This window comes from Streptomyces sp. NPDC104313, from assembly GCF_055583985.1.
Genome location: NZ_JBVJMW010000007.1, coordinates 48,173 through 72,411 on the forward strand (window position 1 = coordinate 48,173; position 24,239 = coordinate 72,411).

Below are 24,239 nucleotides of genomic sequence, written 5' to 3' on the forward strand. Positions count from 1 at the left end.
AATCGAGCTCATGGCGTCAAAATGAATGATTCGAAACAGCCAACCTCTGCGGCTGGGGCGAGAACAAGGGCCGCACCGAGGAGATCATCGGCACCTGGTTCGCGCAGGGCGGCGGCCGGCGCGACAAGGTGGTCCTGGCCACCAAGATGTACGGGAACATGGCCGCCGAAGGCGATGCCTGGCCGAACCACGACAAGCTCTCGGCCGTGAACATCCGGCGCGCGGTCGACGCCTCGCTCAAGCGCCTCCAGACCGACCACATCGACCTGTACCAGTTCCACCACGTCGACCGGAACACGCCCTTCGACGAGATCTGGCAGGCGATCGACGTCCTGGTCCAGCAGGGCAAGATCCTGTACGCCGGTTCCTCGAACTTCCCCGGCTACAAGATCGCCCAGGCCAACGAGCTGGTCGCCAGGCGCGGTTCGCTCGGCCTGGTCAGCGAGCAGTGCATCTACAACCTCGCCGAGCGCCGCGCCGAGATGGAGGTCATCCCGGCCGCACAGGACTACGGCCTCGGCGTCATCCCGTGGTCGCCGCTGCACGGCGGCCTGCTGGGCGGCGTCATCAGGAAGACGGCCGAGGGCGGTCGCCGCACCTCGGGCCGCGCGGCCGACGCCCTCGCCGACCCCGCCACCCGTTCCCAGCTCCAGGCGTACGAGGACCTGCTCGACAAGCACGGCCTGGAACCCGGCGAAGCGGCCCTGGCCTGGCTGCTGACCCGCCCCGGCGTCACGGGCCCGATCGTCGGCCCGCGCACCGCCGACCAGCTGGACAGCGCCCTGCGCGCCCTGGAACTGGACCTTCCCGAGGCCGTTCTCACGGGCCTGGACGAGATCTTCCCGGGCCCGGGGCCGTCTCCGGAGGCGTTCGCCTGGTAGGGGCGGGCAGCGTCCGCGCGCCCGGTCCGCCCGCCGCCCCTTCCTGGACCGGGGGCGGCCGGGACGGTGTCCTTCCCCGGGCCGGGGGCGTCCGGGACGGCGTTCTCCCTCGGGCCGGGGGCTGACGGACCCGTCCGTCAGCCTCACCCCGCGAAGCCGTCCAGCGCCCCCAATACCGCCCGCCGGGTCTCCGTGCCGCCCCGGTGCCCCGCGTTGTCGATGATCGTCAGCTCGGCGTCCGGCCAGGCGCGGGCGAGTTCCCAGGCGGTGATCAGGGGGCTCGCCAGATCGAAGCGGCCGTGGACCAGGACTCCGGGGATGCCGGTCAAGCGGTGGGCGCGGGCGAGGAGTTGGCCTTCCTCCAGCCAGGCTCCGTGGGCGAAGTAGTGGGAGCAGATGCGGACGAACGCCTGCTGGGCCCGGTCCGGGCGGCTGCTGTACGGGGGCGGACCCGGGACCGTCTCCGTCGAGATGACCGCGTCCTCCCAGGCGCACCAGTCGGCCGTGGCCCTCTCCCGTACGGCGGCGTCCCCGCTCTCCATGCGGCGGGCGTACGCCGCGACCGGACCGCTCGGGTCGCTCGTCTCGGGGACGCCCGCGCGGAAGGCGTCCCAGGCCTCGGGGAAGAGCCGGCCGACGCCCCGGTAGAGCCAGTCGATCTCGCTGCGGCGGGTCGTCGTCACCGCGGGGATCACCGCCTCCGTGACTCGCTCCGGGTGCTCCTCGGCGTACGCCAGGATCAGCGTCGAGCCCCAGGAGCCGCCGTACAGGAGCCACTTGTCGATGCCGAGGTGTTCGCGCAGGCGTTCCATGTCGGCGATCAGGTGGGCCGTGGTGTTGTGCGACATGTCCGTCGCCGGGTCGCTCGCGTGCGGGGTGGAGCGTCCGCAGCCCCGCTGGTCGAAGAGGACCACCCGGTAGCGGTCCGGGTCGAAGTACTGGCGGGGACGGGGTGCGCAGCCGGAGCCGGGGCCGCCGTGCACCACGAGGGCCGGCTTGCCGTCCGGATTGCCGCACACCTCCCAGTACACGTGGTTGCCGTCGCCGACGTCCAGCAGGCCGCTCCCGTACGGTTCGATCGGCGGGTACGGGTCGTTCGGTTCGCGGTGCACGGTGTCGTTCCCCTCGGTGCGGTGGGCGGTGGGTCACGTTACGCGGGTGCGATCGCCGGAGGCCTCCCGTACTGTCTGGCCGATGACCACACGTATCGATCTGACCCTGGACTGTGCCGACGCCCAACTCCTCGCCGGCTTCTGGAAGTCGGCCCTGGGCTATGTGGACCGGCCCCCGCCGCCGCCTTTCGCGACCCGGGAGGAGTGGCTCGCCCGGTTCGACCTGCCGGAGGGCGAGACGGCGGACGACGGCGCGTGGCTCTGCGACCCCGAAGGCGCCGGCCCCGGGCTCGCCATCCTCAAGGTCCCCGAGCCGAAGACCGCGAAGAACCGGCTCCATATCGACGTACGGATCGCGGGCCACGGCACCCCTGCCGAGCGGTGGGCCCGCATCCGGGCGGAGGCCGTGCGGCTGGTGGCGGCGGGCGGGTCCGTGCTGGCGGAGGTCGACGAACACCATGTGGTGATGGCCGACCCGGAGGGTAACGAGTTCTGCGTCGCGGCGGACGGCGCGCCCGTCCCGGACGCCGCGTAGCCTGGACGCCGTGAACGCCGCTCCCCGGATCCTTGCCGTCCTCGACGACATCCTCGCCTCCATCGAACCCGGCGAGCGCGGCGCGCTGTGGCAGCTGGCCGAGCAGGGGCGGGAGTTGGACGCCAATCTGGTGCGCCTGCCGCCGGGCGCCGAGGTCGGTGAGCATCAGGAGGACGTGCTCGATGTGCTCCTCGTCGTGCTGGAGGGCAGGGGGCGCGCCAGGACCGCGGAGGGTGGGCCGGTCCTGGATCTGGGGCCCGGCGCCGTCCTCTGGCTGCCCCGCACGTCACGGCGTGCGCTGGTCGCCGGGCCCGACGGGCTTGTGTATCTCACCGTCCACCGCCGCCGCCCCGGCCTCGCGATCAAGCCGCCGGGCGGGGCGTACGAGGGCGGCGAGGGGCCCTGCATGCTGGACCGGGTCTGCCCGGAGTGCGGGCGGCTGTCGCAGGACCCCGCACCGGTCTTCTGCGGCCGGTGCGGGGAGCGGTTCCCCGGGCGCTGAGCCCGGGACCGTCAGGGGCTGTGCGCCGGGGCGGTGCCGAGCACCCTAGAACCCCGCGCACTCCGTCAGGTCCGGGAGGCCCGGCGGGTTCTTGTTGCCCACCAGGCCGGACAGGTTCTCCTTGTACATGTCCTCCCAGATCCTGCCGTCCAGGATCGTGCGGAGCGCCGAGCAGACCTCGCCCTTCAGGATCGGGGTCTTCGGCCGCATCGCCACGCCGTAGCCCTCGGCGCCCTGGATGTTCTCCAGGCGCCGCACCTTGCCCGGGTTCGCCTCGACGTACCCGGCGAGAATGATGTCGTCGGAGGCCACCGCGTACACGTCGGACTGGGGATCCAGCAGCTTGTCCAGGCAGTCCTGGTAGGTGTTGGGCTGCGATTTCGCCATCGTGAAGCCCTGCTTCGGCAGCGCCTTCTCGTACGTCGACTCCCGCGCCGTGCAGACCTCGACGCCGAGGTCCCGCAGGTCACTGGAGTCGTTGATCGTGTACTTGCTCGACTTCTCGCGGACCAGGAAGCCCCTGCTCGCCTCGTAGTACGGGCCCGCGAAATCGACGCTGTAGCCGCCGGGCGAGGCGGTCTTGCGGTCGTCGGTGATGCTGTACGACGCGATGACCAGGTCCACCTGCTTCGTCTTCAGCGCGGTGCTCCGGTAGTCCGTGGCGACCGTGGTGAAGGCGACCTCGCCCTTGGTGTAGCCCATGCTCTCGGCGATCGCGTACGCCAGGTCGATGTCGTACCCCTTGTACGTACGCGTCTTCTTGTCGAACTTGCTCAGTCCGGGCTGGTCGTCCTTGACACCGATCTCCAGGGTGGGATGCGTGTCCTTCCACCGCTCCTGGGAGCCGCTGCCGGCGGGGCCCTCGCCCTGGCCCTGCACGGAGTCCGACCGGTCGCCGCCCCCGCCCTTCTCGCCGTTGCCCTGGGCGACCATCCAGCCCGCGCCGGCCAGCAGTGCCACGCACACCACCGCCGCGGCCACCTTCCGGCCCCGGTACCGGCCGGGCGGCCCGCCCGCCGCAGGGGCGGGCGGGGGCGGGGGCCCCGCCGGCGCCCGCGCCGGTGCGGGCGGAGGGGCGGCGGGGCCGGGCGTGGGCGTCGTGGGCGTTGAGGGGGTGGGTGTGGCGACGGCCGTCGGCGGGTGCGTCGCCGAGGCGGCCCGGGCCGCGTTCGGTGCGGCGGGGTCCCCGAGCACCTCACGGAGCATCGCCTCCGCCGTGGCGGCGTCCAGGCGCTCCCGCGGGTCCGTGATCAACAGGCCCTGGATGACGGGGGCGAGGGGCCCCGCGTAGCGGAGGGCGGGGTCCGGGGACTGCCGGATGTTCTCCTGGACCTCCCAGACCTCGTGCCCGGCGAAGGGCGCGCGGCCCTCGGCCATCTCGTACAGCGTGACTCCCAGCGCCCACAGGTCGGAGGCGGGAGTGGGGCCCGGGGAGGCGGGGGTGAAGAGTTCGGGTGCCAGGTAGGAGGGGGTGCCGATGACGCTTCCGGACCGGGTCACCCGGTCCGCGCCCTCGAAGGTGGCGATGCCGAAGTCCACCAGGATCGCGAGGCCGTCGTCGCGGACGAGGACGTTGCCCGGCTTCACGTCGCGGTGGACGACCGATGCCGCGTGGACTGCTCGCAGGCCCTGGAGGATCTGGAGGCCGATGTTCGCGGCCCTCGGTACGGCGAGGACCCCGTCGCCGCTCAGCAGGTCCCCCAGGGACCGCGCTTCCAGCAGCTTCATCACGATCCAGACCTGGTTGTCGGTCTCGACCTGGTCGTGGACCGTCACCACGTTCTGGTGCTCGATCTTGGCGATGGCCTCCGCCTCGCGCCGCGCCCGCTGGAGCGCCGCCGCCTGTGTGGCCGCGGTCATGGAGTTCCGGTCGAGCAGGCCCTTCACGGCGACGAACCGGCGCAGCCGCCGGTCGTGGGCCTTCCAGACCTCGCCCATCCCGCCGCTGCCGATCGGCTCCAACAGCTCGTAGCGGCCGTCGATCACGGTCCGGGGAGAGGGCGGAGCGCCGTGCGGCGGTGTGCTCGGCCACGTCTGCGGCGCCACGGCGTCCGGCCCCCGGGGGTCGTCTCCCGACCGGCGGTCCTCGGGACCCCGTGCCCCGTCGCCCGCTCTGCCGGTCCTGTCTTCGTTGTGCATACGACCCCCTGTGCACTACATGGACCACGCCAGATTAGACGTTCCGTCCCGCCCGGACGCACTGACGTGAGGTGTCGGTTCACGTACCGGCGATCCACGGTGCGGATCGGGGCCTAGGAAGCCGCGCCGCCGTTGCTCTTCAGCAACTGGCCGTTGACCCACTGGCCTTCGGGGGAGCACAGGAATCCCACCAGGTGGGCGGTGTCCCGCGGGGTGCCGAGACGGCCGAGCGGGGTGCCCCGCACCAGGGTCTCGCGGAGCTCGTCGTTCATCCAGCCGGTGTCCACCGGGCCGGGGTTGACGACGTTGGCCGTCACCCCGAGGTGGGCCAGCTCGTGCGCGGCGGCCAGCGTGATGCGGTCCAGGGCCCCCTTGCTCGCCCCGTAGGGCAGGTTGCCCACGGTGTGGTCGCTGGTGAGCGCGACGATCCGGCCTGTCGTGGTGCCGGGCGCGCTGCGGAAGCGGAGCCCGTACTCGCGGATCAGCAGCCAACTGGCCCGGGAGTTCACCGCGAAGTGCCGGTCGAACGCCTCCACGGTGGTGTCGAGCAGCCCCGAGTCCACCGACTCCGCGTGCGAGAGGACGAGCGCGGTGACCGGCCCGCCGAGGCGCTGTTCCGCCTCGTCGAAGATGCGCGTCGGCGCGTCGGGGTCGGTCAGGTCCGCCTCGATCGCCGCCGTACGGGCCCCTGCCTCCGTCAGCTCCTTCGCGATGGATGCGGCGGCCCCCGGCTCGGCGCCCCAGTCCATGCGGCGGTCGTACGGGGTCCAGTAGGTGAAGGCGACGTCCCAGCCGGTGGCCGCCAGTCGGCGGGCGATGCCCGCGCCGATGCCGATGCTGCGGCCGACGCCGGTGATCAGGGCCATGGGGCGGGTCGATCCGGGGGCGGGCGGAGGCTGTTCGGAGATCGTCACGCGGTGATCCTTCGCGACCCGTACGGGTCACGTCAATGGCGTTTCCGGACATGCGGGCGACGCCCTTGCGCCGCGCTGACCTGCGTTGACCTGCGGTGAACCGTCTTCCCGGTCGGCCGACCGGTCGGCCGACCCGATCTTTGTGGTGCCGGGCCGTCCTCCCCCCGGGCGGCCTCCCGGTCCGAGCGGCCCCGGGTGCGGCCCCCGGGGCGGGCGGTGTCACGGCGCAGGCGGTCTTCCCAAAGGGCCTTCGGTGGAGAAGGATTCCGTTTCGCGAAGAGCACGCGCGGGCGGCGCGTCCTCTTGGCCGGGTCGGCCGGGCTGCCGTGCTCCGCACCGGGACGGCGCGACCCCCACGCAAGCCGCGACTCAGGAGGACCTCTCCCATGAACGCCACCCCGCAGCCCGCCCCCCGGCCGCTCGACGCCCCGCCGCTCGACGCCGTTGTCGTGGGAGCCGGGATCGCCGGTCTCTACCAGCTCCACCGGCTGCGCGAACTCGGCCTGCGTACCCGCGTGTTCGAGGCGGGGTCCGATGTCGGCGGGACCTGGTACTGGAACCGCTACCCGGGCGCCCGCTGCGACATCGAGAGCATGTCGTACTCCTTCTCCTTCTCTCCCGAGCTGGACCAGGAGTGGGTGTGGAGCGAGAAGTACGCGACCCAGCCGGAGATCCTGCGCTACCTCCACCATGTCGCCGACCGGTTCGCCCTGCGCGGGGACATCACGCTGAACACCCGGGTCACCCGGGCGGTGTACGACGAGGAGCGGCACCTCTGGCAGGTCTCCACCGATACCGGGGAGAGTGTGACCACCCGGTTCCTCGTGATGGCGTCGGGCTGTACCTCCACCGTGAAGGACCCGGGGGTCCCCGGGGCCGACAGCTTCGCCGGCCCCGTGCTCCACACCGCCCGCTGGCCGCAGGAGGAGATCGACTTCACCGGCCGCAGGGTCGCGGTGATCGGCACCGGTTCCTCCGGCGTTCAGGTCATCCCGCTCATCGCCGAGCAGGCGGCCGAGCTGACGGTCTTCCAGCGGACCCCGGCGTACGCGCTCCCGGCCTGGAACCGCCCGCTCACCGCCACCGAGGTCACCGAGTGGAAGGCGGGCTACCCGGAGTTCCGGGCGGCCCAGCGGCGGTCCAAGGGCGGCAGCGTCTGCGAGATGCCGACCCGCTCCGCGCTGGAGGTCGGCGACGGGGAGCGGACCGCCGCCTACGAGGCCGCCTGGCAGGAGGGCCTGCTCAGCGCGATACTCCGCTCGTACACCGACATCCTGGTGAACGAGGAGGCCAACGAGACGGTCGCCGCGTTCATCCGGTCCAAGATCGACTCGATCGTCGACGACCCGCGGACCGCCGAACGGCTCTCGCCGCGCGGCTTCCCCTTCGGCACCAAGCGTCCCTGCCTGGACACCGGCTACTACGCCACGTACAACAAACCGCAGGTGACGCTGGTCGACCTGCGCGAGACCCCGATCGAGGAGATCACCCCGAAGGGCGTCCGCACCGCGGACCGGGAACATCTCGTCGACGTGATCGTCCACGCCACCGGATTCGATGCCATCACCGGCTCGCTGCTCGCCCTGGACATCGTGGGCAAGGGCGGTGTCACCCTCCGTGAGAAGTGGGCGGACGGACCCGTGAACCAGTTGGGCCTGGTCTCGGCGGGCTTCCCCAACCTCTTCACCGTCACCGGGCCGCTGAGCCCGTCGGTGCTCACCAACATGGTCGTCTCCATCGAGCAGCACGTGGAGTGGATCACCGACTGCGTCGCTCATCTGCGGAGCAACGGCATGACGGAGATCGACGCCACCCCCGAGGCCGAGGCGGCCTGGACGGCCCAGGTCGCGGAACTCGCCTCCGGGACCCTCTATCCGGCCGCCGACTCCTGGTATCTGGGCGCCAACGTCCCGGGCAAGCCGCGGGTCTTCCTCGCCTATGTCGGCGGCGCCGACCGTTACCGGGAGGAGTGCGACGCCTCGGCGCGTGAGGGCTACACCGGCTTCACCCTCTCGGGTCCGCCCGCCTGATCCGCCGCCCCGGAAGGGGGTGTCACGGGCGCGGGGGCGGCTCAGGGCGGGGCGCCACCGGGCTATGCGGTCCGGCACGCCCGACATGCGGTGGCGGGCGTGCCGACAGAGACTCGGTGAGGATCTCGGGGACGCCCGTTCCCGGACGCGCCGAGGAGGAACACGATGACCTCATCGATCAGCGACCCGGTGGTGGAGAGGTTCATCGCCGCGGTGAACGCGGGCGACAAGGACGCCTTCTTCGCCGACGTCCTCACCGAGGACGCCACCATGTCCGACGACGGCAGCGAACGGGATGTGGCGGCCTGGACGGAGAAGGAGATCTTCTCCCCCGAGGCCAACGGCCGCATGAGGGTCGTGGACGCCTCCGACGACGGGCGCACCCTCGTCGTCGACTACACCAACGACACCTGGGGCACGATGCGGACCCGCTGGGTCTTCACGGTCGCCGGCGACCGCGTCAGCCGCTTCGCGACGGGCCGGGCGATGTCCTGAGACCGGTCGCCCGCTCGGTTCCGGTCACAGGCGGCGGTAGGTGCGGCCGCCGCGCCGGGGGAGGGCTGTCGGGTCGTCGGGCCCGGTCCGGGTGGCCTTCAGTGCGAGGTGGACCTCGGCGCGTACGGTGGCGTCCGCGAGGTTGCGCGCGAGGTGTTCGGCGCACCGGGTGAGCCAGCCGGCCAGGGTGGTGCGGTGGACGTGCAGTTCGGCCGCGGCGGGGGCGGTCCGTGCGTGGTGGCGCAGCCAGCAGGCCAGGGCGATCCGTAGATGCGGCTCCAGACCGCCGACCAGGCCGACGGCCCAGGTCCGGGCCGCCTCGGTGTCCAGGAGATCGTCCGGCAGCGCCTCCAGCCGGGCCGGGCCGGACGGACCACCACCGCCACTGCCACCGCCACCGCCACCGCTATTGCGGCTGCGGCTGGGGCTGTCGCTGGTGTCGTCGGGGTCGGGGTCGGGGTCGGGGTCGGGGTCGAGGCCGGTGGCGGGCGCGCGGAGGGCGAGCAGCAGATGCGCCTGGACGGTCGCGTCCTCCAGGTCCGCGTCGAGCAGCCGGGACAGGTCACGTATCCGGGCCCGGACGGTGCCGGCGGACAGGCCGAGCGCGGCGGCGGCGCGGGGCTTGCTGCCGGTGCGGAGCCACACCAGGAGCAGGTGCTGGTGGGCCGGGGACAGCGGGCGCAGCACGGATCCCGCCCAGCGGGCGTACGGGGCGGTGGGCAGGAGGGGGGTGAGCCGGGAGGTGCCCATGGCGTCGGCGGGGACGATGCGGCAGTCGGGGGTGGCACTGTGCCGGGCGGCGGCGGCGTCGCTGTGGGCGGTGGGCATCTCGGCCAGGGGCAGTGGCCCGGCCATGCCCGCGAGCAGGTGGTGCCGTTCGCTCAGCCGGGAGACCAGGCGCAGGATCCGCCCGTCGTCACCGCCGTGGTGGAGCTCGGCGACGACCAGCTCGCCGTCCGGCCGGCCCATCAGGGTGCAGGCGTCGGCGTGCGGGGCGATCGAGGGGCGTACGGCCCGCCAGAGAACCTCGTGGGCGGTGGGCAGGTCGGCACCGGAGAGCCGGTAGACCGTGACATGGGTGAGCCTGTTCCCGCCGAGGGTCTCGGTGACGGCGGCGGTGTGGCCCGTCAGCAGCAGCCGGATGAGGGTGGTGTGCAGCCGCATCTGTTCGCCCCGCAGCTCGGCCGCCCGCTGTCCGCGCACCTCCAGGAGAGCGGCGGTGGTCGTGGCGACGTGGTCGGTGTGCCCCGGGGGCACGGTGGGCGCCGGAGCCAGGACGAGGACGGCTCCGGCCGCCGGGCGCTGCGTGCAGTAGGGGTGTTCCAGTGGCGCGGCGGCCGCGTGTACGCCGTCGGCCGCCGCGGCGGCGGGGGTGCTGTAGACGGCCCCGGCGATGGGGTCGGCCAGTACCGCCCACCCCTGGACCAGCGACGCGGCCTCGGCGATCAGGTGCGCACCGGAACGTGTCGCCGCCAGCAGCAGCCGGTCCGCCGTCTCCCGCCCGTGCCGGGCACCCCGCGGGCCGGTGGCCTCGTGGTCGGTCGTGCCTGTGCTGCTCATGTGCGAGCCTCTGCGGGCCGTGCGCGCCGCGCGCGGGGAGGTTCCGTGCGCGGCGCGGCAGTTGCGGACGTGGGTCAGGGAATGCGGGCGACCGCGCCCCACCCGGCCCGGGCCGTGGTGGTGCCGGTGTTCGCGTCGGGCCGCCAGTTCGGCCAGGACACCATGCCCGGCTCCACCATCTCCAGCCCCTCGAAGAACGCGATCGTGGTCTCCGGCTCCCGGAAGATGTACGGGATCGCGCCGCTCGCGTTGTACTCGTCCTGGACGGCGCGGTGGGCGTCGTCGGAGGCGGTGGAGTGGCTGAGCGAGAGGTAGCTGCCGGAGGGCAGGCGGTCCACCAGCCGCCGCACCAGGGACAGGGCGTCGTCCCAGTCCACGATGTGCCCCAGGACGTCGCTGATCACGAGGGCGACGGGCCGGGTCAGGTCCAGGGTCTCGGCGGCCCCGGCGAGCACGGCCTCCGTGTCGCGCATGTCCGCCTCGACGTAGGCGGTCGCGCCCTCGGGGGTGCTGGTCAGCAGCGCGTGGACGTGCAGGAGCACCAGCGGGTCGTGGTCGACGTAGACGATCCGGGAGTCCGGGGCTATCCGCTGGGCGACCTCGTGCGTGTTGTTCGCGGTCGGCAGCCCCGCGCCGACGTCCAGGAACTGGCGGATTCCGGCGTCCCTGGCGAGATGGGTGACCGTGCGACGCAGGAAGTCCCGCGACTCCTTCGCGAACGTCTCGATCAGGGGGTACTTCTCCCGGTAGGCGTCGCCCGCCGCCCGGTCCGCCGGGAAGTTGTCCTTGCCGCCGAGCCAGTAGTTCCAGACACGTGCGGAGTGCGCGACGCTCGTGTCGATCTGCGCGGGCAGTTCAGGCCCATTTCCGGTCGTACTCATCCTGTAACACCTCTCCTGTTCGGGCCGGCCGCATCGCCATCACGCACGACACGTCCAGCATTCCCTGATACGTCTGCACGGGGTGGGGGCTGTCCCACACCTCCGCCGCGCCGGGGAGCCCGCCCTCCCGCACCACATGGTCGGCGATCTCCCGGGTCTCCACCCGGTAGAGGGTCAGCGCCGGGACACCGGTCAGCGGGTGCGGCGGTGCGTACTCGGGATGCAGCTGCACCGTCACGTCCCCGCGCTCCGCCACCTGCTGGATCGTCCTGACCTGCTCACGCATCACCTCGTCGCCGCCCACCCGGACGCGTAGCGCGGTGACGGGAAGCACGGCCCAGATCCGGGTCTGCTGCTCCTGGAGCCGTTTCTGACGCTCGACCAGGAAGTCCGCCCGGCGCTGCCGCCCGGCCGGGTCCCCGGGGCACCTGATCCTGTCCACGGCCATCGCGTAGGCCGGGGTCCGCAGCAGCAGCGGCACCAGCGCCGGGTCCCAGGTGCGTACGACGCCGGCCGCCGACTCCACGCTCATCAGGTCCATCAGCCAGGGTGCCATCGCATCGCGCCACGGATGCCACCAGCCGGGCATGTTGGCCGCGTTGAGCCGCCCCATGATGTCGTCGGTCTCCGCCGCACCCGTCCCGTAGACGGCGAGCAGGGCGGACACCTGCCCCACGTCGAGGGAGGTCTGCGCCTGCTCCAGCCGCCGCAGCGTCGAGGGATGCCACCCCAGCTGCGTGGCGACCTGGGGGACGGAAAGGCCGGCACCTTCCCGCAGCCGCCGCAGGCGGGCCACCAGGACCAGATGCCGTGCCGTCCGCCCCGACCTCTCGCGCGCCACGGTTTCCCCCCTCCCGGCTCCGGTCCTGCCCCGGTCCCGCTTCGGCTCGATCTATCCGACATTCCGCGCAGTCTGCGCACACTGCACACAGCGCACCTTGCGACGGTCGCACGGCGCTCTCAAGGTAAGCATGTCCGACTCCACCTCACGCCAACTCGGTGAGACCGGACCGATCTTGCCCCCAGCGTCAACCCCATGCTCAGCCCAGCCCCACCGCCCCACCACCCGAGCCGTCCCGCCCCCGGCCCAGCCGTTCCGCCCCAGCCGTTCCGCGCACCGTCGTTCCGGCGGCCCGTTCTCTGGAGCCCACCGCATGAACAACCTGACCGATCTGACCCACCTGACCCACCTGATCCGTCCGGCCCACCCGAAGCTCCGGTCCGTCGTCGGGGCCCCGAGGCCCGCCCCGGCCCGCCCGCTCGACCTGCGCGTCCGCGCCCAGCGGATCCAGATCGACGAGCTCATCGTCGACGACCCCCGTCAGGTGCTCGCCCACGCCGGGCAGGCCGCCCTCAACGACCCCGACACGGCGGCCCTGCTCGGGCACAATCCGGCCACCCCGCTGTCGCTCCCGGCCGCGGCGGCGCTCCTGTGCGCGCTCTACGACACGGATGTGCTCACGGCCATGGGGCTGCGCCTCACCCGCCACACCACCCGCGTCTCCGCCTCCAACCAGCAGACGGAGCCCGTCTCCCTGGTACGGACCGCCGCCCCGGACCAGCGGGACTGACCTCTTCCGGACGGTGGGCCTCGATGGAACCAGCAGCGCGACCGGAGCGCGACCCGGGCCGGTGGTGCGTCGGCCGGATGTTCCGCTCGCGCGCCGGCAAGCGCGGCGAGCCCCGCTCCGGCCGGGCGCACCGGGCGGAGCGGGGCTGTGGCTGCTCTCGGGCCATCGGGTATCGGCTACCGGCTATCGGTTACCGGCTGGTGAAGCGGCGGAAGAGGTTGCGCGCGACGTGTACTCCCGGGCCGCCGAAGCCGACGATGTCGACGCGCCCGTCGCCGGTGATGTCGGTGACGAAGCGGGGGTGGCGGTCGACCCGCCAGCCGCCCGCGTCCTCGTTGTATCCGAATCCGCGGCACACCAACTGGGCCTGCTCGAAACGGCCGCCGCCGAGGCCGTGCGACACCCAGACGCCCTCGTCGCCGAATCCGATGATGTCGGGGTTTCCGTCGCCGGTGACGTCGGCGAGGAGCCGGAGGTGCTTGCCGCTCGTCCATCCCTGGGCCTGTCCGTAGTCGTTCAGGACGAGCTGGGAGGGTTCGAACGTGCCGTCGCCACGCCCGAGCGCGACGACGACGCCCAGCGGGCCGAAGCCGACGAGATCCGGTACTCCGCCGCCGGTGGTTCCGACCAGGAACCGGGGGTGCTCCCCGACGGAGCTCCAGCCCTGGTCGACCCCGAAGTCGTCGAGAACGTACCGCGGTTCGGCGTACGCCCCTTCCTCGTCCTGGAGTGACAGCCAGAGGCCGTCGTCGTGGCAGCCGACGATGTCGAGCCTGCCGTCGCCGGTGGTGTCGGCGAGGAACCGGGGGTGCTTGTCGGCGAGCCAGCCACCGGCCTCCTCGTTTCGGCCGAACGCCCTGAGGGCGGGTTCGCCGGCGAGCGGTGCGAACGTCCCCTCCTCGTCCTGGAGTGACAGCCAGAGGCCGTCGTCGTGGCAGCCGACGATGTCGAGCCTGCCGTCGCCGGTGGTGTCGGCGAGGAACCGGGGGTGGTCGTCGGCGAGCCACCCCCCGGCCTGCGGGCTGTGTCCGAACGCCTTGAGGACCAGCTCGCCGCCCGCGGGCGCGAACGTGCCGCCCGCGTCAGGAGAGGACACCCGGACACCCTCGGCGGACAGAACGACCGCGCGGGGACGGCCCTCCCCCGTGGTGTCCGCGATGGTCCACAGGTCCGTCGGTTTCGCGGAGGACGCGGGTGCGTGCAGGACCCGCTCGTCGTCAGCGAACGTCCCGTCACCTCTGCCGGTCGAAGTCACCGCTCCCTTCGCGGGTTTGAGTCCTACGATGTCCTTCCGTCCCGTTCCCGTGGTGTCCGCGAGGAACCGTTCACCGAGCCCTGCCCACCGGTCCGTCCGGCCGCCTGGGCAGCGGTGGGGCTTCTCGGTCTTCCACCCGCCGGCGTCCTGGTCGCTTCCGAACCGTTCCAGGACCAGCAGTACGTCGCTGAAGGAAGGCGTCGCGTCGGGTGCCGGACGCAGCGCGGTCCTGGTGTGGTCCAGCCGCCAGGACCGGCGGCTGTTCCAGTGGCTCAGCGGCGCCCAGTTCAGCACGAGGTCGCTGGTGCGTTCGGGCTCGGCCGGGACGAGGCGCCACCGCTGGCTCTCGGCACTGTCGTCGTACTCACGCAGGACGATCCGGGTGTCGTCCTCGCCGGGTTCGTCGAGGTCGAGGACCGCGCCGTCGACCGCGCCCTCGATGAAGTAGAGGCCCGCTTCCCCCTCGACGGGGACGAGGCGCCACTGTTGGCCCTTCTTGTTCGCGGCGGCGTCCCACTGGCGGACGCCGCGGTCCGCGGCGGCGGGGTTGTCGAGCACCTTGCCACTGACCGCGTTACGGATCACGTAGGACGGGTCGTCCTGCGCGGGCTGTGCGGGGGTGAACTGCCACTGCTCCGGGTTCGGGCCGTCATCGGGGACATCGCGGACGACGAGTTTCCCGTCCGCGCTCGCCGCGGCCCTGCCGCCGAGGGGTTGCCCCGTGGCGGCGTTGACGATCTCCAGCTTCAGGTCTTGAGTGGGCACGGGCATCGTGGTGCCTCTTCCGGGCGGTTGGGGCGTTGACTCGGGACGGGGGCGGCGCGACGGCGGCGGGTCACGTGAAGACGTGGTGGTACGGGACGTCCCACTCGTTGGGCAGCCGCGGGTAGAACGTGTTGATGACCGTCCCCGTGAAGTCCCCGCCCCAGTTGTAGGTGAGACGTGCCTCGCTGTCCTTCGCCACCGTGTGGTCCTTGAACCCGAGGATGGCGTCGGGATGGGTGATCGGCACGAAGGTGATCCCGCCCCACGGTGTCACCGTGACGACCCACAGCTGGGTGTCCTCCGTCGCGCCGTTCTTCCCGCGCCACTTGTCGCCGACCTTGCCGGGCAGGCCGACCTGCACGGTGTCGGCCGTGCTCTGAGGAGCGTCCTGGTGGACGGTGATACGCCTGCGCTGCGGCTTGGGCGTTCCGTCGTCGCCGCGCCCGGTGTCCGGGCCGGCCGCGCCGGCGGGACGGGGTGACACCTGGCCCGCGGCGCTCTCGACGAAGTACAGCGGGCGCTGGCCGAAGAAGCCGCCGGGGGTGATGTGCCAGAGATGGCCCTGTGCTTCCTTGGTGGCGGGGTCGAGCGCGGTGGCCAGTTTGACGCCCTTGTCGTGGCTCTCCTCCTTCAGCTCGGCGGGCCGCAGATAACCGCCGTTGAAGGCGTGGACGAGCATGACTGGCCGATTCTCGACGAGTGCCGCCACGATCGCGTTGTCGTAACTGTTCACCGCCACCGGGCCGCCGACGACCAAATTCGTCATTGCGGTGCGTTCCTGGGTATACATCGCGAAAACCTCACCTGTTCTTGATGTGGAGAACAATGCGTCGGGCACGGAGAACAATGCGTCGGGCGCTCAGTGATGTGGTTTATCACGTGGTGCTTCCGTGCGCTCGAATCGCTGCCGACCGGAGCGAATCCATGGCGAACGCATGATCGAGGTAAATGTGTTCAAAGCGGCATCATTCGAGGTCATGGCGGTGTGTGGGGGTGCCGGATCGCTATCGATCGGGTGATCAGGGGCAACAGGGAAATCTTGATCACCCGTTCGAGTGTGATGCTCGGGGTTTCCTTCTCGGCCCGTGGGGGCCCTGCTAACTTCGCTTTCCGGAACGGGTGCAGATTCCTGTTTACCTTTAACCGAGCGCGGTTTCGGCCAGATCAGTCGAGGACAGAAATTGCCTTCCCATGCGTACAACCTGGAACGGGCCAAACGTCAGCCGCTGACGAAGAAGAACCTGCGGGAACTCAACATCGAGCAGAGTTGGCAGGCCATCCTGGAGCACCCCAACCTGGTCTACGTCGACGACTACGGTGTGCGCCACAAGCCCGTCGGGTTCTCCGTGAACAAGTCGAGCTTCGGCGCCTTCTCGGGCTCCGCCCACGGGCTCGGGTGGCTCGCCTACATGAACCTCGGGGAGCCGTTGATCGAGGAGCGGCGCAACATCACCCAGCCCCCGCCCGACACGTTCTCCTCGCGCACCTACGTCAACCGCGGCCAGTCCGAGATGACCTTCACCGACGCGGTCGACTTCAACGTGTCGAACGGGGCCACGTGGTCACTCTCGGGGGACTCCAAGCTCACGTTCGGCGGCAGCGTCAGCGCCCAGCTGCAACTGCAGTTGCAGAACAAGCTCGGTCTGAACCTGCAGACGCAGCTCGGGACGCAGCTCAAGAACGACATGTCGAACAAGAACGCGAACACGGTGACCAACAAGAACAGCAAGGACAGCGTGGGGGTGGACAACGCCAACACCGTGGACACAGCGGTGACCAACGGGATGACGAACTCCGCTTCCGCCTCGATGGCCGGCTCGGTGGACTTCACGACCACGGGCAGCGCCTCCGGCACCGCCGCGCTCAACGCCGCTCTGGCCCTGGGCATCACGGCATCCGTCGGCGGTTCCCTGACCACCAGTTGGGCCTCGAAGTCCCAGATCTCCGGGAAGGTCCCGCCGGGCTCCAGGGTGGAGACCATCGTCACGCAGCGCCGTGCCCTCAAGCAGTACTCCTACGAGATCCCGGTGACCTTCTCCGGGCTGCTCGCGGTGAAGTACGCCGTGCCGGTGACCGTCCTCGCTCCCCCGCAGTCCGGGGACTACCCCGGCCTCGACCAGTTGGTCGCCCGGGACATCGGGGACATCGACCTGGCCGGCGGCGGCTTCCGCATGAAGGGGCTGGCCGAGGTCGTCTCCGCTCTGGAGGTCCACCACACGATGTTCGACGGCGAGAGCCTGACCGACAGTGACCGAGAGCTGTTCAAGCAGCCTTGACCGGGCGGGTGACGCCGCCACAACGACCAGAGGTGACGACCATGGTGTTCAGCAACGTCTTCGGCGCCGCGGGCAGGGGCGCCGGGCTCTTCTCGGTGACCACCGACCGCGACAGGCCACAACCCGGGGCGGACGTCGACTTCGAGGACGCCGACGACGCCACGTACGACGACACGACCACGAGCCTGTTCACCAGCGGGCTGCACGGGGCCTCCCACCGGGCGAAGACCGTTCAGGAGCAGTCGCCCGAAGCGCGGGCCGTCCTGGGCTTCCTCGCCTCCTTCATCCAGACCACCCAGGAGTCCGCCGGCGCGCAGTCCCAGTACGCCCAGGACCCCGCCTCGGTGTCCGGCGCGGCTGCGGCCGGCATGCGGACGTCCAGCGAGACGGTGACGCAGAACGGCGACCTGAAGAAGGACGAGGGCCTGCAGGCGCCGAAGAGGAGCGACTTCAAGGCTCCCGAGCCGCCGGCCTCCCCCAAGGCGGAGGAGCCCCCCAAGGCGTCCAAGGCCACCGCGGAGAAGCCGTCCGACTCCCAGTAGACCCCGTAGGTCCGAGTGGTCAGGGGCGTCCTCGCCCCTGACCACTCGTGTGTCACACCGGAAGCAGCTGCCACTGGCGGTCGCGGTGGTCGCCCTGTGCCCCGTACTGCTTGATCACCGTGGGGGCGTTGGTCTCGGCGCGCAGCAGCAGCCGGCTGTTGCGGTTCGCGATCTCATAGACCCGCGGAGTGTCGGCCGGCGAGCCCACAGGGATCAGTTTCCACTGCTGATGGTCCGCGTCGTTTCCCTCGTAGGCGCGCTGTGCGGCCACCGCCCCGTCCACCGTCCCCCCTCCGACGACCTCCAGGACCTTGCCGCTGCGCACGTTCTCGATCCTGTACAGGACATCGCCCTCGTCCTGGCCCGCCACGACGAGTCGCCACCGCTGGTGGTCCCTGGCGGAGGCGAGGGCCTGGTGGATCTCGGCCCCGTCCTTGGTGGACTCACGGTGGACCCCCATCCGCAGTCGGCTGCGGACGTTGGCCCAGGAGACCACCGTGCCCGACTCGGGCAGTCCGGCCATCCTGGCCGACGGGATCTTCCGGACCCGGCTGCTGAGGTGGTCGGCGATGTAGAGGCTGTCGACGCAGTCCACCGCGAGTCCGAACGGGTTGCTCAGCTGGGCGGCGCCGGCAAGCCCGCCGTCGCCGCCGAACCCCGCGGTGCCCGTCCCCGCGATCGTGGTGATCTCGCCGTCCGGCGCGACCCTCCGTACGCGATGGTTGTTGTAGTCGGAGATGTAGAGGTAGCCGGCGCTGTCCACCACCACCCCTAGGGGCAGGTTCACCTGCGCCGACGTCGCCGGGCCGCCGTCGCCGCCGTATCCGGCGGTGCCTGTTCCGGCGACGGTGCTGATCGTTCCGTCAGTGGTGACCTTCCGGACCCGATGGTTGTTGCCATCGGCGATGAAGAGGACGCCCGCGTCGTTCACGGCCACCGCGTACGGGCGGTTCAGCTGAGCCGAGAGCGCCGGACCGCCGTCTCCCTTGAACCCCGCCGCGCCGGTCCCGGCGATCGTGCTGATCGTGCCGTCGGCGGTCACCTTCCGGACCCTGTTGTTGCTGTGGTCGGAGATGTAGAGGACACCGCTGCTGTCCACCGCCACGCCCAGCGGGTAGTGCAGCCGGGCGGCGGTGGCGGGGCCGCCGTCGCCGCCGTATCCGGCGGTGCCTGTTCCGGCGACGGTGCTGATCGTTCCGTCAGTGGTGATCTTCCGGACCCGGTTGTTGGCGGCGTCGGTGACGTAGACGGCGCCCGCACCGTCCACCGCCACCTCGCGCGGGCAGTTCAGCCGAGCCGAGACAGCGGGACCGTCGTCACCGCTGTAACCGGCCGCGCTCCCCGCGACCGTGCTGATCTTCCCGTCAGTGGTGATCTTCCGGATCCTGTGGTTGTTGTAGTCGGAGAAGTAGACGGTTCCGAGGCTGTCCACCGCGATCCCGTACGGACGGTTCAACTGAGCGGAAACAGCGGGCTCGTTGTCCCCCTTGAATCCGGCGACCCCGGTCCCCGCGACCGTGGTGATCACAGTGGCGGGCAGCTCGCTGCCCGTGGCTCCCGTTGAGTTGGTGCTCATGGTCATCCCTTCACGGTTCACCGACCGGCTGCTGCCGGACGGTGGTGAGTCGATTCCAACAAGCCGCGGCGCTTCCGGTCGGAAAAGTCACTTCTGAGTGCCATGTGTGCACGCTGTTGACGAGGTCGGCAGCCGCTCCCGCGCCGCGTGGGTCAGCGATGCGTATTCGCCCGTGATCGTGATGTCACCCACGAACCGCCTGCCGATACGCCCGTCCCGCGTCTCGGTAGAACGTCCCGTCCAGCAGTCCCGGTGCAGTCCCGGTGCAGTCCCGTTTCGAAAGGAACGGGATCCTGTCATCCTCCCCCAGAGTCAGGCCCCTTACAGATCCTGGGCAGCTGGCAGCCTCCCGATCCTGCGTGGAGGGCTATCACCGTCCCGGAAAACACAAGTGCGGCCGAGTGGGATGTTCACAACGTTTCCTGCTGCCCCTGTCCCCCTCCTCCGCACGGTGGGATGGCCTACGCTGTCTCTGACGGCAGCGATATTCCGAGATGCCCGGAACGAGAAGTTCCCCGGCCGGTGTCCGAGAGTCTCTGCGCCTTTGGCGACAGCGGATCCTTGTGAGGACGGCATGCTCTTCTCGATAGCGATGTTCCAGTTCGTGGACGCCACTTCTTCGCGAGAGCGCCACTCGCTCCCGTTCAGGCCGCATAGATAGCGCTGGGGGCTGGACCGTTCACCGGCCCCGCGCACGCCCGGCCCCGCCGCACAGGCCGCACAAGCCCGCAGGAGTGCGACCGTACGAAGACAACTGGGCCGGGTGTCTGTGCAGCCCACGCATGCCCCGGCGCCGGCCTCCCAACACCCGGCAATCTCCCGGCGGAGCCCGGGAAGGCGGGCCTCTTCACTCGCAGCCTGTGGCCCTGATGCCCCAGGCGACCTCCTCCTATTCCACGGAGTTCCACCATGGACACCCTCCGCCTCTTCTCGCTGGTCGCCGCGGCAGGATCGACAGGTCTTGTCGCGGGGATCGTCCTGGCCTACGCGAACTCGGTCATGCCCGGGCTCGGCAAGGCCGACGACCGTACGTTCGTCGATGCTTCGCAGCGCTTGAACACAGCCATCCACAACCCCTTGTTCATGGCACTGTCGAATGCGGCCCTCCTGTTCACCGCGCTCTCCACAGGACTTCATCTGCCCCTGGAACACCGGGGTGTGCTGCCGTGGACGCTGGCCGCACTCGCTCTGTACACCGTCACCCTGGTCGTCACCCTCGCGGTCAACGTGCCGCTGAACAACGCGCTCATCGCAGCCGGAGACCCCGGACGTATTCACGACATAGCCGCGGTCCGGGCGAGCTTCGAAGCCCGCTGGAATCGCATGAACACTCTCCGCACGGCCACCACCGCAATCGCCTTCTGCTGCCTGCTGGGGGCACTGACGGTCCGCACGCCCCTCTGACCCCCGGCACCAAAGCGATGGATCGTCGCCTCACCGAAGAGCAGTGGCCCGGCCGGCTTCATCGTGCCCGGCCGGTCGAGCGCGGGGCGGTGCGAGGTCCTGGGAGTCGCGGATGCGGACAGAGCGGGGCAGACGGCCGCCTCTACGCGGTCGGCGTCCGGGCTGCTTATCCTTGCGCCTATGACTTCCCCGCTTCCGGAGCCCTCTCCGCGCCCTGTTCCATCGGGAGGGCTCCGCGCCTCTCACGACGACCGGGAGGCCGTGGTGGAGCAGCTGCGCGACGCGGCAGCCGAGGGGCGTATCGACTTCGATGAGCTGGATTCGCGCCTGGAGCAGGCGCTGACGGCCAAGACGCATGCCGAACTGGCGGTCCTGACCGCCGACTTGCCGATCCCGCACTCCGCCTTGGCCCCGGCCTCGGAGGGCCTGCCGCCTCTGGTGGTCAAGGGCGGAATCTCTGGTGCGTCCCGAGGCCCCGGGCGCTGGGAGGTTCCGGGACACGTGATCGCTCACGGAGGCGTGGGGGGTGTGAGCCTCGACTTCACCCGGGTCGAGTGCCGCTTCACGGAGGTCGTGGTGGAGGCGCACGGGGAGACCTCCGGTGTCACGGTCGTCATCCCCGACGGCTGGACCGTGGACACCGGCGGCATGGATCCCGGCTTCGGCGGCCTGAAGAACAAGACCACTTCGGGCCGGCTCCCGGGAACTCCGCTGATCCGGCTCACCGGGTCCGGCGGCGTGGGCGGAGTGGTCGTCCGCCACCCCAACAAGCGGGAACGACGCAAGTTGGACGCTCCCTGAGCAGCGCCTTCGGATCGTTCAGCGCCTTCGGATCGTTCAGCGCCGGTTGGTCACGCTGTCGTGACGCGTAACCATGAACGGTGCTTCGGCTAGCGGGAGTTCGCCCCGCCGTCGTTGTCTGATTCGTCGCGGGTACGGAAGAGGCCGGACGGAGACCGGCTCCATGGCCCGCACGGGGTGTCGGCCGACGTCGTACGGAGGCCCGTGCACGGCCGCTCGCGGTCGGCCGGGACGAAGGGCTTCGGGACCCGAAGCCCTTCCCGTCGCAGCCGCTACGGCCGGCTCGGCCTCCACCGGCCCGCCGGTCCGGCGGGCCTCACTTCACGACGACGTTGTCCCCGGGCGACGTCGACGGCCCGGTGGTGGTGTTGCCGTAGTACACCCAGCGCCAGGTGCCCGTCTTGGAGGCCTTCACGGTGGTCTTGAGGGCGCCCGAGCCGTTCGCCTGCACCTTCTTCACCGTGGTGTAGGAGGCGGCACCGGAGGGCTTGAACTGGAGGCTCACCGTGCGGTCCGCGTAGGAGGCGTACTTCCTGGTCTCCCAGTTGGCCCGCGTGACCTTTCCGGTCACGGTGATGGTCCTGCCCTTGGAGACCGGTTCGGGTGAGGCGTTGACGGTCAGGCGGGAGTTGCGCTTGACGTGCACCGTCAGCCCCTCGTCGTCCACGTCACCGCCGCCGCCCTTGAAGTACACCTCGGCCGCCACCTGCCAGGCCCCGGCCTCGCTGTTGCGCATGCCCCACTCGCTCGGGTCGAAGTACATCGTCTCGTCGATGTCACAGACGCCCGGGCTCACCTTGATGCAGTCGCTCGTCTCGATGGAATGCCACAGCCGTTCATCCGTATCACCGCGGTAGAGGAACACCGTCGGCCACTTCCACTGGTGCTTGGTCGTGAACCGGAAGGAGGCGGGCACCGCGACCCTCTTCGATGTCCCGATCACGATCGGCTTGCCGTCGTTCACCTGGACACGGGTGAACGAGGCCCCACCCTCGGCCGCCCCGGCCGGCACCGCCGCCACCGCCGTGAACACCGCCGCCGCACCCCCGGCCACGACGACTCTCCAGACCTGCTTTCCCACCTGATCCCCGATCTCCGTACGGAAAGGTGCCGAAGACTCATCCCCCCAGCGCCTTACAGACCGCCGGTATCCACACGAGGTTGTACACGCGCGAATCACGATGGAGCATCGGACGATCCCCGCCCCGGATAGGGACGGCCCCGCGCCCGGCCCGATGCACTCACCAACGACTGCGGTGCCCGCGCCCCGGCCCGCCGCCGCGCCTCCCTGGGCGGACTCGGCCTCCCCGCTCTCACCGAGCACGCGCGGGCCCTCGGCGGGGCCGTACGGTGACGACGGCTGGCGGCTCACCGCCGTGCTGCCCACCGCGCCGCGCGGATGAGCGACGCCCGGTGACAGCCGCCCCGGCCTCGCTCAGAAGGTGGCGAACTCCACGAAAGACGTCCAGGAGGCGGGGGAGACGGCGAGCGCGGGGACGGCGAGGTCCTTGGAGTCCCGGACGTGGACGGTGTGGGGGCAGGCGGCTACCTCGACGCAGTTGCCGCTCTCAGGGCCGCTGTAGGTGGACTTGGACCAGGTGAGCGCCACCTCTACGCAGTTGCCGCCCTCGCTGCCGCTGTAACTGGACTTGAACCAGTGGAGGTCGGTGCTCATAGTTCCTCTGCCATCTTTTCGATCCTCTCCAGCGTCCTCTCCGGAGTGTATGCCTGGGCCCGCGAGACGCCGTACTTACCGAACAGGTTTCCCAGCTGCGGATGTTCGGTGATGAAGAAACTGCCGCCCTGCCCCTCGATATAGGCGAGCTGCTGGCGCTTGTCGGTCTCCAGCAGGACGAAGGGGCCGTCCAGCGCCGCGTGGTCCTCGCGGTACGGGTCCATCAGCTGGATCCGCACATGCCGGAGCCGCGCCACTTCGGCGAGATGGTGGAGCTGGGCCTTCATCACCCGGCGGCCGCCGATCGGCCGGGTCAGCACGATCATCTCCAGGACGAAGCTGATGTCGGGCAGCGGCCTGCGCGACAGCAGCTTCTGCCGCTCCAGCCGTGCGGCGACCTTCTCCTCGATCTCCTCGTCGTCATAGTTCGGGTACCGGCTCGTGAAGACCGCCCGTGCGTACGCCTCCGTCTGGAGCAGGCCGGGCATGACCTGGTTCTCGTAAGTGTGCAGAGCCCACGCCTTCTCCTCCTCGTCCGCGAACGGCGTGAACCAGTCCGGCAGCGGGCTGCGCTTCCTCGGCGGCTTCGGCGCGGCGACGATCAGTGCACCTTGTGCACCGAGTACCTCGTCCGCCCGCTGCACGAAGACGCCCTTCGGCGGTCGCGCGCCCCGTTCCACCATCGCCACTTGCGACTTGGAGTAGCCGATCCGCTTGCCCAACTGCTCCTGGGACAGCCCGGCCCGCTCGCGGAAGTGCCGGAGCAGCAGGCCGAACATCTCGGCGGCGCTTTCGGGCTGATCACTGGAGTGCACAGGCTCACCTCGTATGTACACCAACGTCCACAACTCGCTTGTGACCCTGGTCACGGTACGTGTTCGGCGCAAAGCTGAGCGCATGGAACTGAAGAATTCACCGGATCCGGTGCCGTCCTGGATTCCCGCCGCCGGCCACGCCCTCCGGCACGTCGGCATTCACTTCGACGCCGTCCGTGCCATCGGGCTCCTCGGCGAGGAAATCGCGTACGAGGTCATGCAGTTCACCGACTTCCAGGCCGGGCCCATCGTCCGCTCCGGCATCGGCGAGCGCAGCATGTACTTCCTGCTCGCGCCCGGTGCCGCCGCCGGGCACCGGTGGCCACCCGGGGTGGAGGCGATGAGCCGGAGCGCGAGGGGGGACGCGTTCGTCGGGATTCCGGCGCTGGGCGGTGGGACCTGGCCGCTGGACTGGCGGTCGCGGCCCACCGCCCAGGAGCCCTTCGTGGACGGCGCGTTGCTGCACGAGATGGCCTGGCTGCGGGCTGGGTGCGCCGTGAGGGAGTGAGG

Annotated in this window: 22 protein-coding genes and 1 pseudogene; 11 read left to right on the plus strand and 12 right to left on the minus strand. The window is 70.8% G+C overall.

The annotated features are described in order from the left end of the window. Positions 1–29 precede the first annotated feature (29 nt). Positions 30–881, plus strand: a pseudogene (locus ACZ60Q_RS18025) (aldo/keto reductase); the annotation flags it as partial. Between the two features lie 143 nt (positions 882–1,024). On the opposite strand, the gene pip reads toward ACZ60Q_RS18025, so the two are convergent. Further along, the gene (gene pip, locus ACZ60Q_RS18030; RefSeq protein ID WP_469635107.1) at positions 1,025–1,993 is read right to left on the minus strand and encodes a prolyl aminopeptidase; all 969 of its coding nucleotides are present in this window, start codon (positions 1,991–1,993) and stop codon (positions 1,025–1,027) included. An 82-nt stretch (positions 1,994–2,075) separates the two neighbouring features. Between pip and ACZ60Q_RS18035 the strand changes: the two genes are divergently transcribed. Together ACZ60Q_RS18035 and ACZ60Q_RS18040 are read left to right on the plus strand one after the other, a co-directional pair. Continuing rightward, the gene (locus ACZ60Q_RS18035; protein WP_469635110.1) at positions 2,076–2,528 is read left to right on the plus strand and encodes a VOC family protein; all 453 of its coding nucleotides are present in this window, start codon (positions 2,076–2,078) and stop codon (positions 2,526–2,528) included. 10 nt (positions 2,529–2,538) lie between these two features. Then, the gene (locus tag ACZ60Q_RS18040; RefSeq protein ID WP_469635113.1) at positions 2,539–3,030 is read left to right on the plus strand and encodes a hypothetical protein; all 492 of its coding nucleotides are present in this window, start codon (positions 2,539–2,541) and stop codon (positions 3,028–3,030) included. A gap of 45 nt (positions 3,031–3,075) precedes the next feature. On the opposite strand, the gene ACZ60Q_RS18045 is transcribed toward ACZ60Q_RS18040, so the two are convergent. Next, complete coding sequence (locus ACZ60Q_RS18045; RefSeq protein ID WP_469635115.1) at positions 3,076–5,169, minus strand: serine/threonine-protein kinase; 2,094 nt, start codon at positions 5,167–5,169, stop codon at positions 3,076–3,078. Positions 5,170–5,282: 113 nt separating this feature from the next. Continuing rightward, positions 5,283–6,083: an SDR family oxidoreductase gene (locus ACZ60Q_RS18050; RefSeq protein ID WP_469635117.1), complete on the minus strand. Its 801-nt coding sequence runs from the start codon at positions 6,081–6,083 to the stop codon at positions 5,283–5,285. Between the two features lie 386 nt (positions 6,084–6,469). Between ACZ60Q_RS18050 and ACZ60Q_RS18055 the strand changes: the two genes are divergently transcribed. Together ACZ60Q_RS18055 and ACZ60Q_RS18060 are read left to right on the plus strand one after the other, a co-directional pair. Continuing rightward, positions 6,470–8,113, plus strand: coding sequence for a flavin-containing monooxygenase (locus ACZ60Q_RS18055; protein ID WP_469635119.1), 1,644 nt, complete (start codon positions 6,470–6,472; stop codon positions 8,111–8,113). Between the two features lie 165 nt (positions 8,114–8,278). Continuing rightward, on the plus strand, positions 8,279–8,608 hold the full coding sequence (locus tag ACZ60Q_RS18060) for a nuclear transport factor 2 family protein (RefSeq protein WP_469635122.1): 330 nt from the start codon (positions 8,279–8,281) through the stop codon (positions 8,606–8,608). 24 nt (positions 8,609–8,632) lie between these two features. Here ACZ60Q_RS18060 and ACZ60Q_RS18065 read toward each other — a convergent pair whose 3' ends face one another. The 3 genes from ACZ60Q_RS18065 to ACZ60Q_RS18075 form a co-directional block, all read right to left on the minus strand. Further along, positions 8,633–10,168, minus strand: coding sequence for a helix-turn-helix domain-containing protein (locus ACZ60Q_RS18065; protein WP_469635125.1), 1,536 nt, complete (start codon positions 10,166–10,168; stop codon positions 8,633–8,635). Positions 10,169–10,242: 74 nt separating this feature from the next. Next, positions 10,243–11,049 (minus strand): SAM-dependent methyltransferase, encoded by an 807-nt coding sequence (locus ACZ60Q_RS18070; protein ID WP_469635128.1) that lies wholly within the window; start codon positions 11,047–11,049, stop codon positions 10,243–10,245. Then, a complete protein-coding gene (locus tag ACZ60Q_RS18075) occupies positions 11,024–11,890 on the minus strand; it encodes a helix-turn-helix domain-containing protein (protein WP_469635131.1) in 867 nt (288 codons plus the stop codon). The genes ACZ60Q_RS18070 and ACZ60Q_RS18075 overlap by 26 nt, the downstream gene beginning before the upstream one ends. 313 nt (positions 11,891–12,203) lie before the next feature. Between ACZ60Q_RS18075 and ACZ60Q_RS18080 the strand changes: the two genes are divergently transcribed. Continuing rightward, the gene (locus tag ACZ60Q_RS18080; RefSeq protein ID WP_469635134.1) at positions 12,204–12,620 is read left to right on the plus strand and encodes a hypothetical protein; all 417 of its coding nucleotides are present in this window, start codon (positions 12,204–12,206) and stop codon (positions 12,618–12,620) included. Positions 12,621–12,810: 190 nt separating this feature from the next. Here ACZ60Q_RS18080 and ACZ60Q_RS18085 read toward each other — a convergent pair whose 3' ends face one another. Beyond that, positions 12,811–14,646, minus strand: coding sequence for an FG-GAP-like repeat-containing protein (locus ACZ60Q_RS18085; protein WP_469635137.1), 1,836 nt, complete (start codon positions 14,644–14,646; stop codon positions 12,811–12,813). 64 nt (positions 14,647–14,710) lie between these two features. After that, positions 14,711–15,430, minus strand: a complete 720-nt coding sequence (locus tag ACZ60Q_RS18090) for a hypothetical protein (protein WP_469635140.1) — start codon at positions 15,428–15,430, stop codon at positions 14,711–14,713. A gap of 391 nt (positions 15,431–15,821) precedes the next feature. On the opposite strand from ACZ60Q_RS18090, the gene ACZ60Q_RS18095 reads away from it, so the two are divergent. Next, positions 15,822–16,916 (plus strand): hypothetical protein, encoded by a 1,095-nt coding sequence (locus ACZ60Q_RS18095; RefSeq protein ID WP_469635143.1) that lies wholly within the window; start codon positions 15,822–15,824, stop codon positions 16,914–16,916. A 41-nt stretch (positions 16,917–16,957) separates the two neighbouring features. After that, complete coding sequence (locus ACZ60Q_RS18100; protein WP_469635145.1) at positions 16,958–17,458, plus strand: hypothetical protein; 501 nt, start codon at positions 16,958–16,960, stop codon at positions 17,456–17,458. 52 nt (positions 17,459–17,510) lie between these two features. On the opposite strand, the gene ACZ60Q_RS18105 is transcribed toward ACZ60Q_RS18100, so the two are convergent. Then, on the minus strand, positions 17,511–19,034 hold the full coding sequence (locus ACZ60Q_RS18105) for an NHL domain-containing protein (protein ID WP_469635148.1): 1,524 nt from the start codon (positions 19,032–19,034) through the stop codon (positions 17,511–17,513). A gap of 909 nt (positions 19,035–19,943) precedes the next feature. Between ACZ60Q_RS18105 and ACZ60Q_RS18110 the strand changes: the two genes are divergently transcribed. Together ACZ60Q_RS18110 and ACZ60Q_RS18115 are read left to right on the plus strand one after the other, a co-directional pair. Continuing rightward, positions 19,944–20,438 carry an anthrone oxygenase family protein gene (locus ACZ60Q_RS18110; protein WP_469635151.1) on the plus strand — a complete coding sequence of 165 codons (495 nt, stop codon included), beginning with the start codon at positions 19,944–19,946 and terminating at the stop codon, positions 20,436–20,438. A 180-nt stretch (positions 20,439–20,618) separates the two neighbouring features. Beyond that, entirely contained in the window at positions 20,619–21,239 is a 621-nt protein-coding gene (locus ACZ60Q_RS18115; protein ID WP_469635154.1) for a DUF1707 SHOCT-like domain-containing protein, read from the plus strand. Positions 21,240–21,555: 316 nt separating this feature from the next. Here the strand turns inward: ACZ60Q_RS18115 and ACZ60Q_RS18120 are convergent, their stop codons facing one another. The 3 genes from ACZ60Q_RS18120 to ACZ60Q_RS18130 all read right to left on the minus strand — a co-directional run bounded on the left by ACZ60Q_RS18120 (position 21,556) and on the right by ACZ60Q_RS18130 (position 23,729). Continuing rightward, on the minus strand, positions 21,556–22,320 hold the full coding sequence (locus tag ACZ60Q_RS18120; protein ID WP_469635157.1) for a hypothetical protein: 765 nt from the start codon (positions 22,318–22,320) through the stop codon (positions 21,556–21,558). 354 nt (positions 22,321–22,674) lie between these two features. After that, positions 22,675–22,914 (minus strand): DUF397 domain-containing protein, encoded by a 240-nt coding sequence (locus ACZ60Q_RS18125; RefSeq protein WP_469635160.1) that lies wholly within the window; start codon positions 22,912–22,914, stop codon positions 22,675–22,677. Beyond that, positions 22,911–23,729, minus strand: a complete 819-nt coding sequence (locus ACZ60Q_RS18130; protein WP_469635163.1) for a helix-turn-helix domain-containing protein — start codon at positions 23,727–23,729, stop codon at positions 22,911–22,913. The genes ACZ60Q_RS18125 and ACZ60Q_RS18130 overlap by 4 nt, the downstream gene beginning before the upstream one ends. 82 nt (positions 23,730–23,811) lie before the next feature. On the opposite strand from ACZ60Q_RS18130, the gene ACZ60Q_RS18135 reads away from it, so the two are divergent. Further along, positions 23,812–24,237, plus strand: a complete 426-nt coding sequence (locus ACZ60Q_RS18135; protein WP_469635166.1) for a hypothetical protein — start codon at positions 23,812–23,814, stop codon at positions 24,235–24,237. Positions 24,238–24,239 lie beyond the last annotated feature (2 nt).

What these genes read in the sequence shown, in the direction of transcription:
- ACZ60Q_RS18060 (WP_469635122.1), top strand. Translation starts at nt 8,279, where the DNA reads ATGACCTCATCGATCAGCGACCCGGTGGTGGAGAGGTTCATCGCCGCG.
- ACZ60Q_RS18105 (WP_469635148.1), bottom strand. Translation starts at nt 19,034, where the DNA reads ATGAGCACCAACTCAACGGGAGCCACGGGCAGCGAGCTGCCCGCCACT.
- ACZ60Q_RS18100 (WP_469635145.1), top strand. Translation starts at nt 16,958, where the DNA reads ATGGTGTTCAGCAACGTCTTCGGCGCCGCGGGCAGGGGCGCCGGGCTC.
- ACZ60Q_RS18085 (WP_469635137.1), bottom strand. Translation starts at nt 14,646, where the DNA reads ATGCCCGTGCCCACTCAAGACCTGAAGCTGGAGATCGTCAACGCCGCC.
- ACZ60Q_RS18065 (WP_469635125.1), bottom strand. Translation starts at nt 10,168, where the DNA reads ATGAGCAGCACAGGCACGACCGACCACGAGGCCACCGGCCCGCGGGGT.
- ACZ60Q_RS18110 (WP_469635151.1), top strand. Translation starts at nt 19,944, where the DNA reads ATGGACACCCTCCGCCTCTTCTCGCTGGTCGCCGCGGCAGGATCGACA.
- ACZ60Q_RS18070 (WP_469635128.1), bottom strand. Translation starts at nt 11,049, where the DNA reads ATGAGTACGACCGGAAATGGGCCTGAACTGCCCGCGCAGATCGACACG.
- ACZ60Q_RS18125 (WP_469635160.1), bottom strand. Translation starts at nt 22,914, where the DNA reads ATGAGCACCGACCTCCACTGGTTCAAGTCCAGTTACAGCGGCAGCGAG.
- ACZ60Q_RS18080 (WP_469635134.1), top strand. Translation starts at nt 12,204, where the DNA reads ATGAACAACCTGACCGATCTGACCCACCTGACCCACCTGATCCGTCCG.
- ACZ60Q_RS18115 (WP_469635154.1), top strand. Translation starts at nt 20,619, where the DNA reads ATGACTTCCCCGCTTCCGGAGCCCTCTCCGCGCCCTGTTCCATCGGGA.
- ACZ60Q_RS18090 (WP_469635140.1), bottom strand. Translation starts at nt 15,430, where the DNA reads ATGTATACCCAGGAACGCACCGCAATGACGAATTTGGTCGTCGGCGGC.
- ACZ60Q_RS18035 (WP_469635110.1), top strand. Translation starts at nt 2,076, where the DNA reads ATGACCACACGTATCGATCTGACCCTGGACTGTGCCGACGCCCAACTC.
- ACZ60Q_RS18135 (WP_469635166.1), top strand. Translation starts at nt 23,812, where the DNA reads ATGGAACTGAAGAATTCACCGGATCCGGTGCCGTCCTGGATTCCCGCC.
- ACZ60Q_RS18055 (WP_469635119.1), top strand. Translation starts at nt 6,470, where the DNA reads ATGAACGCCACCCCGCAGCCCGCCCCCCGGCCGCTCGACGCCCCGCCG.
- ACZ60Q_RS18045 (WP_469635115.1), bottom strand. Translation starts at nt 5,169, where the DNA reads ATGCACAACGAAGACAGGACCGGCAGAGCGGGCGACGGGGCACGGGGT.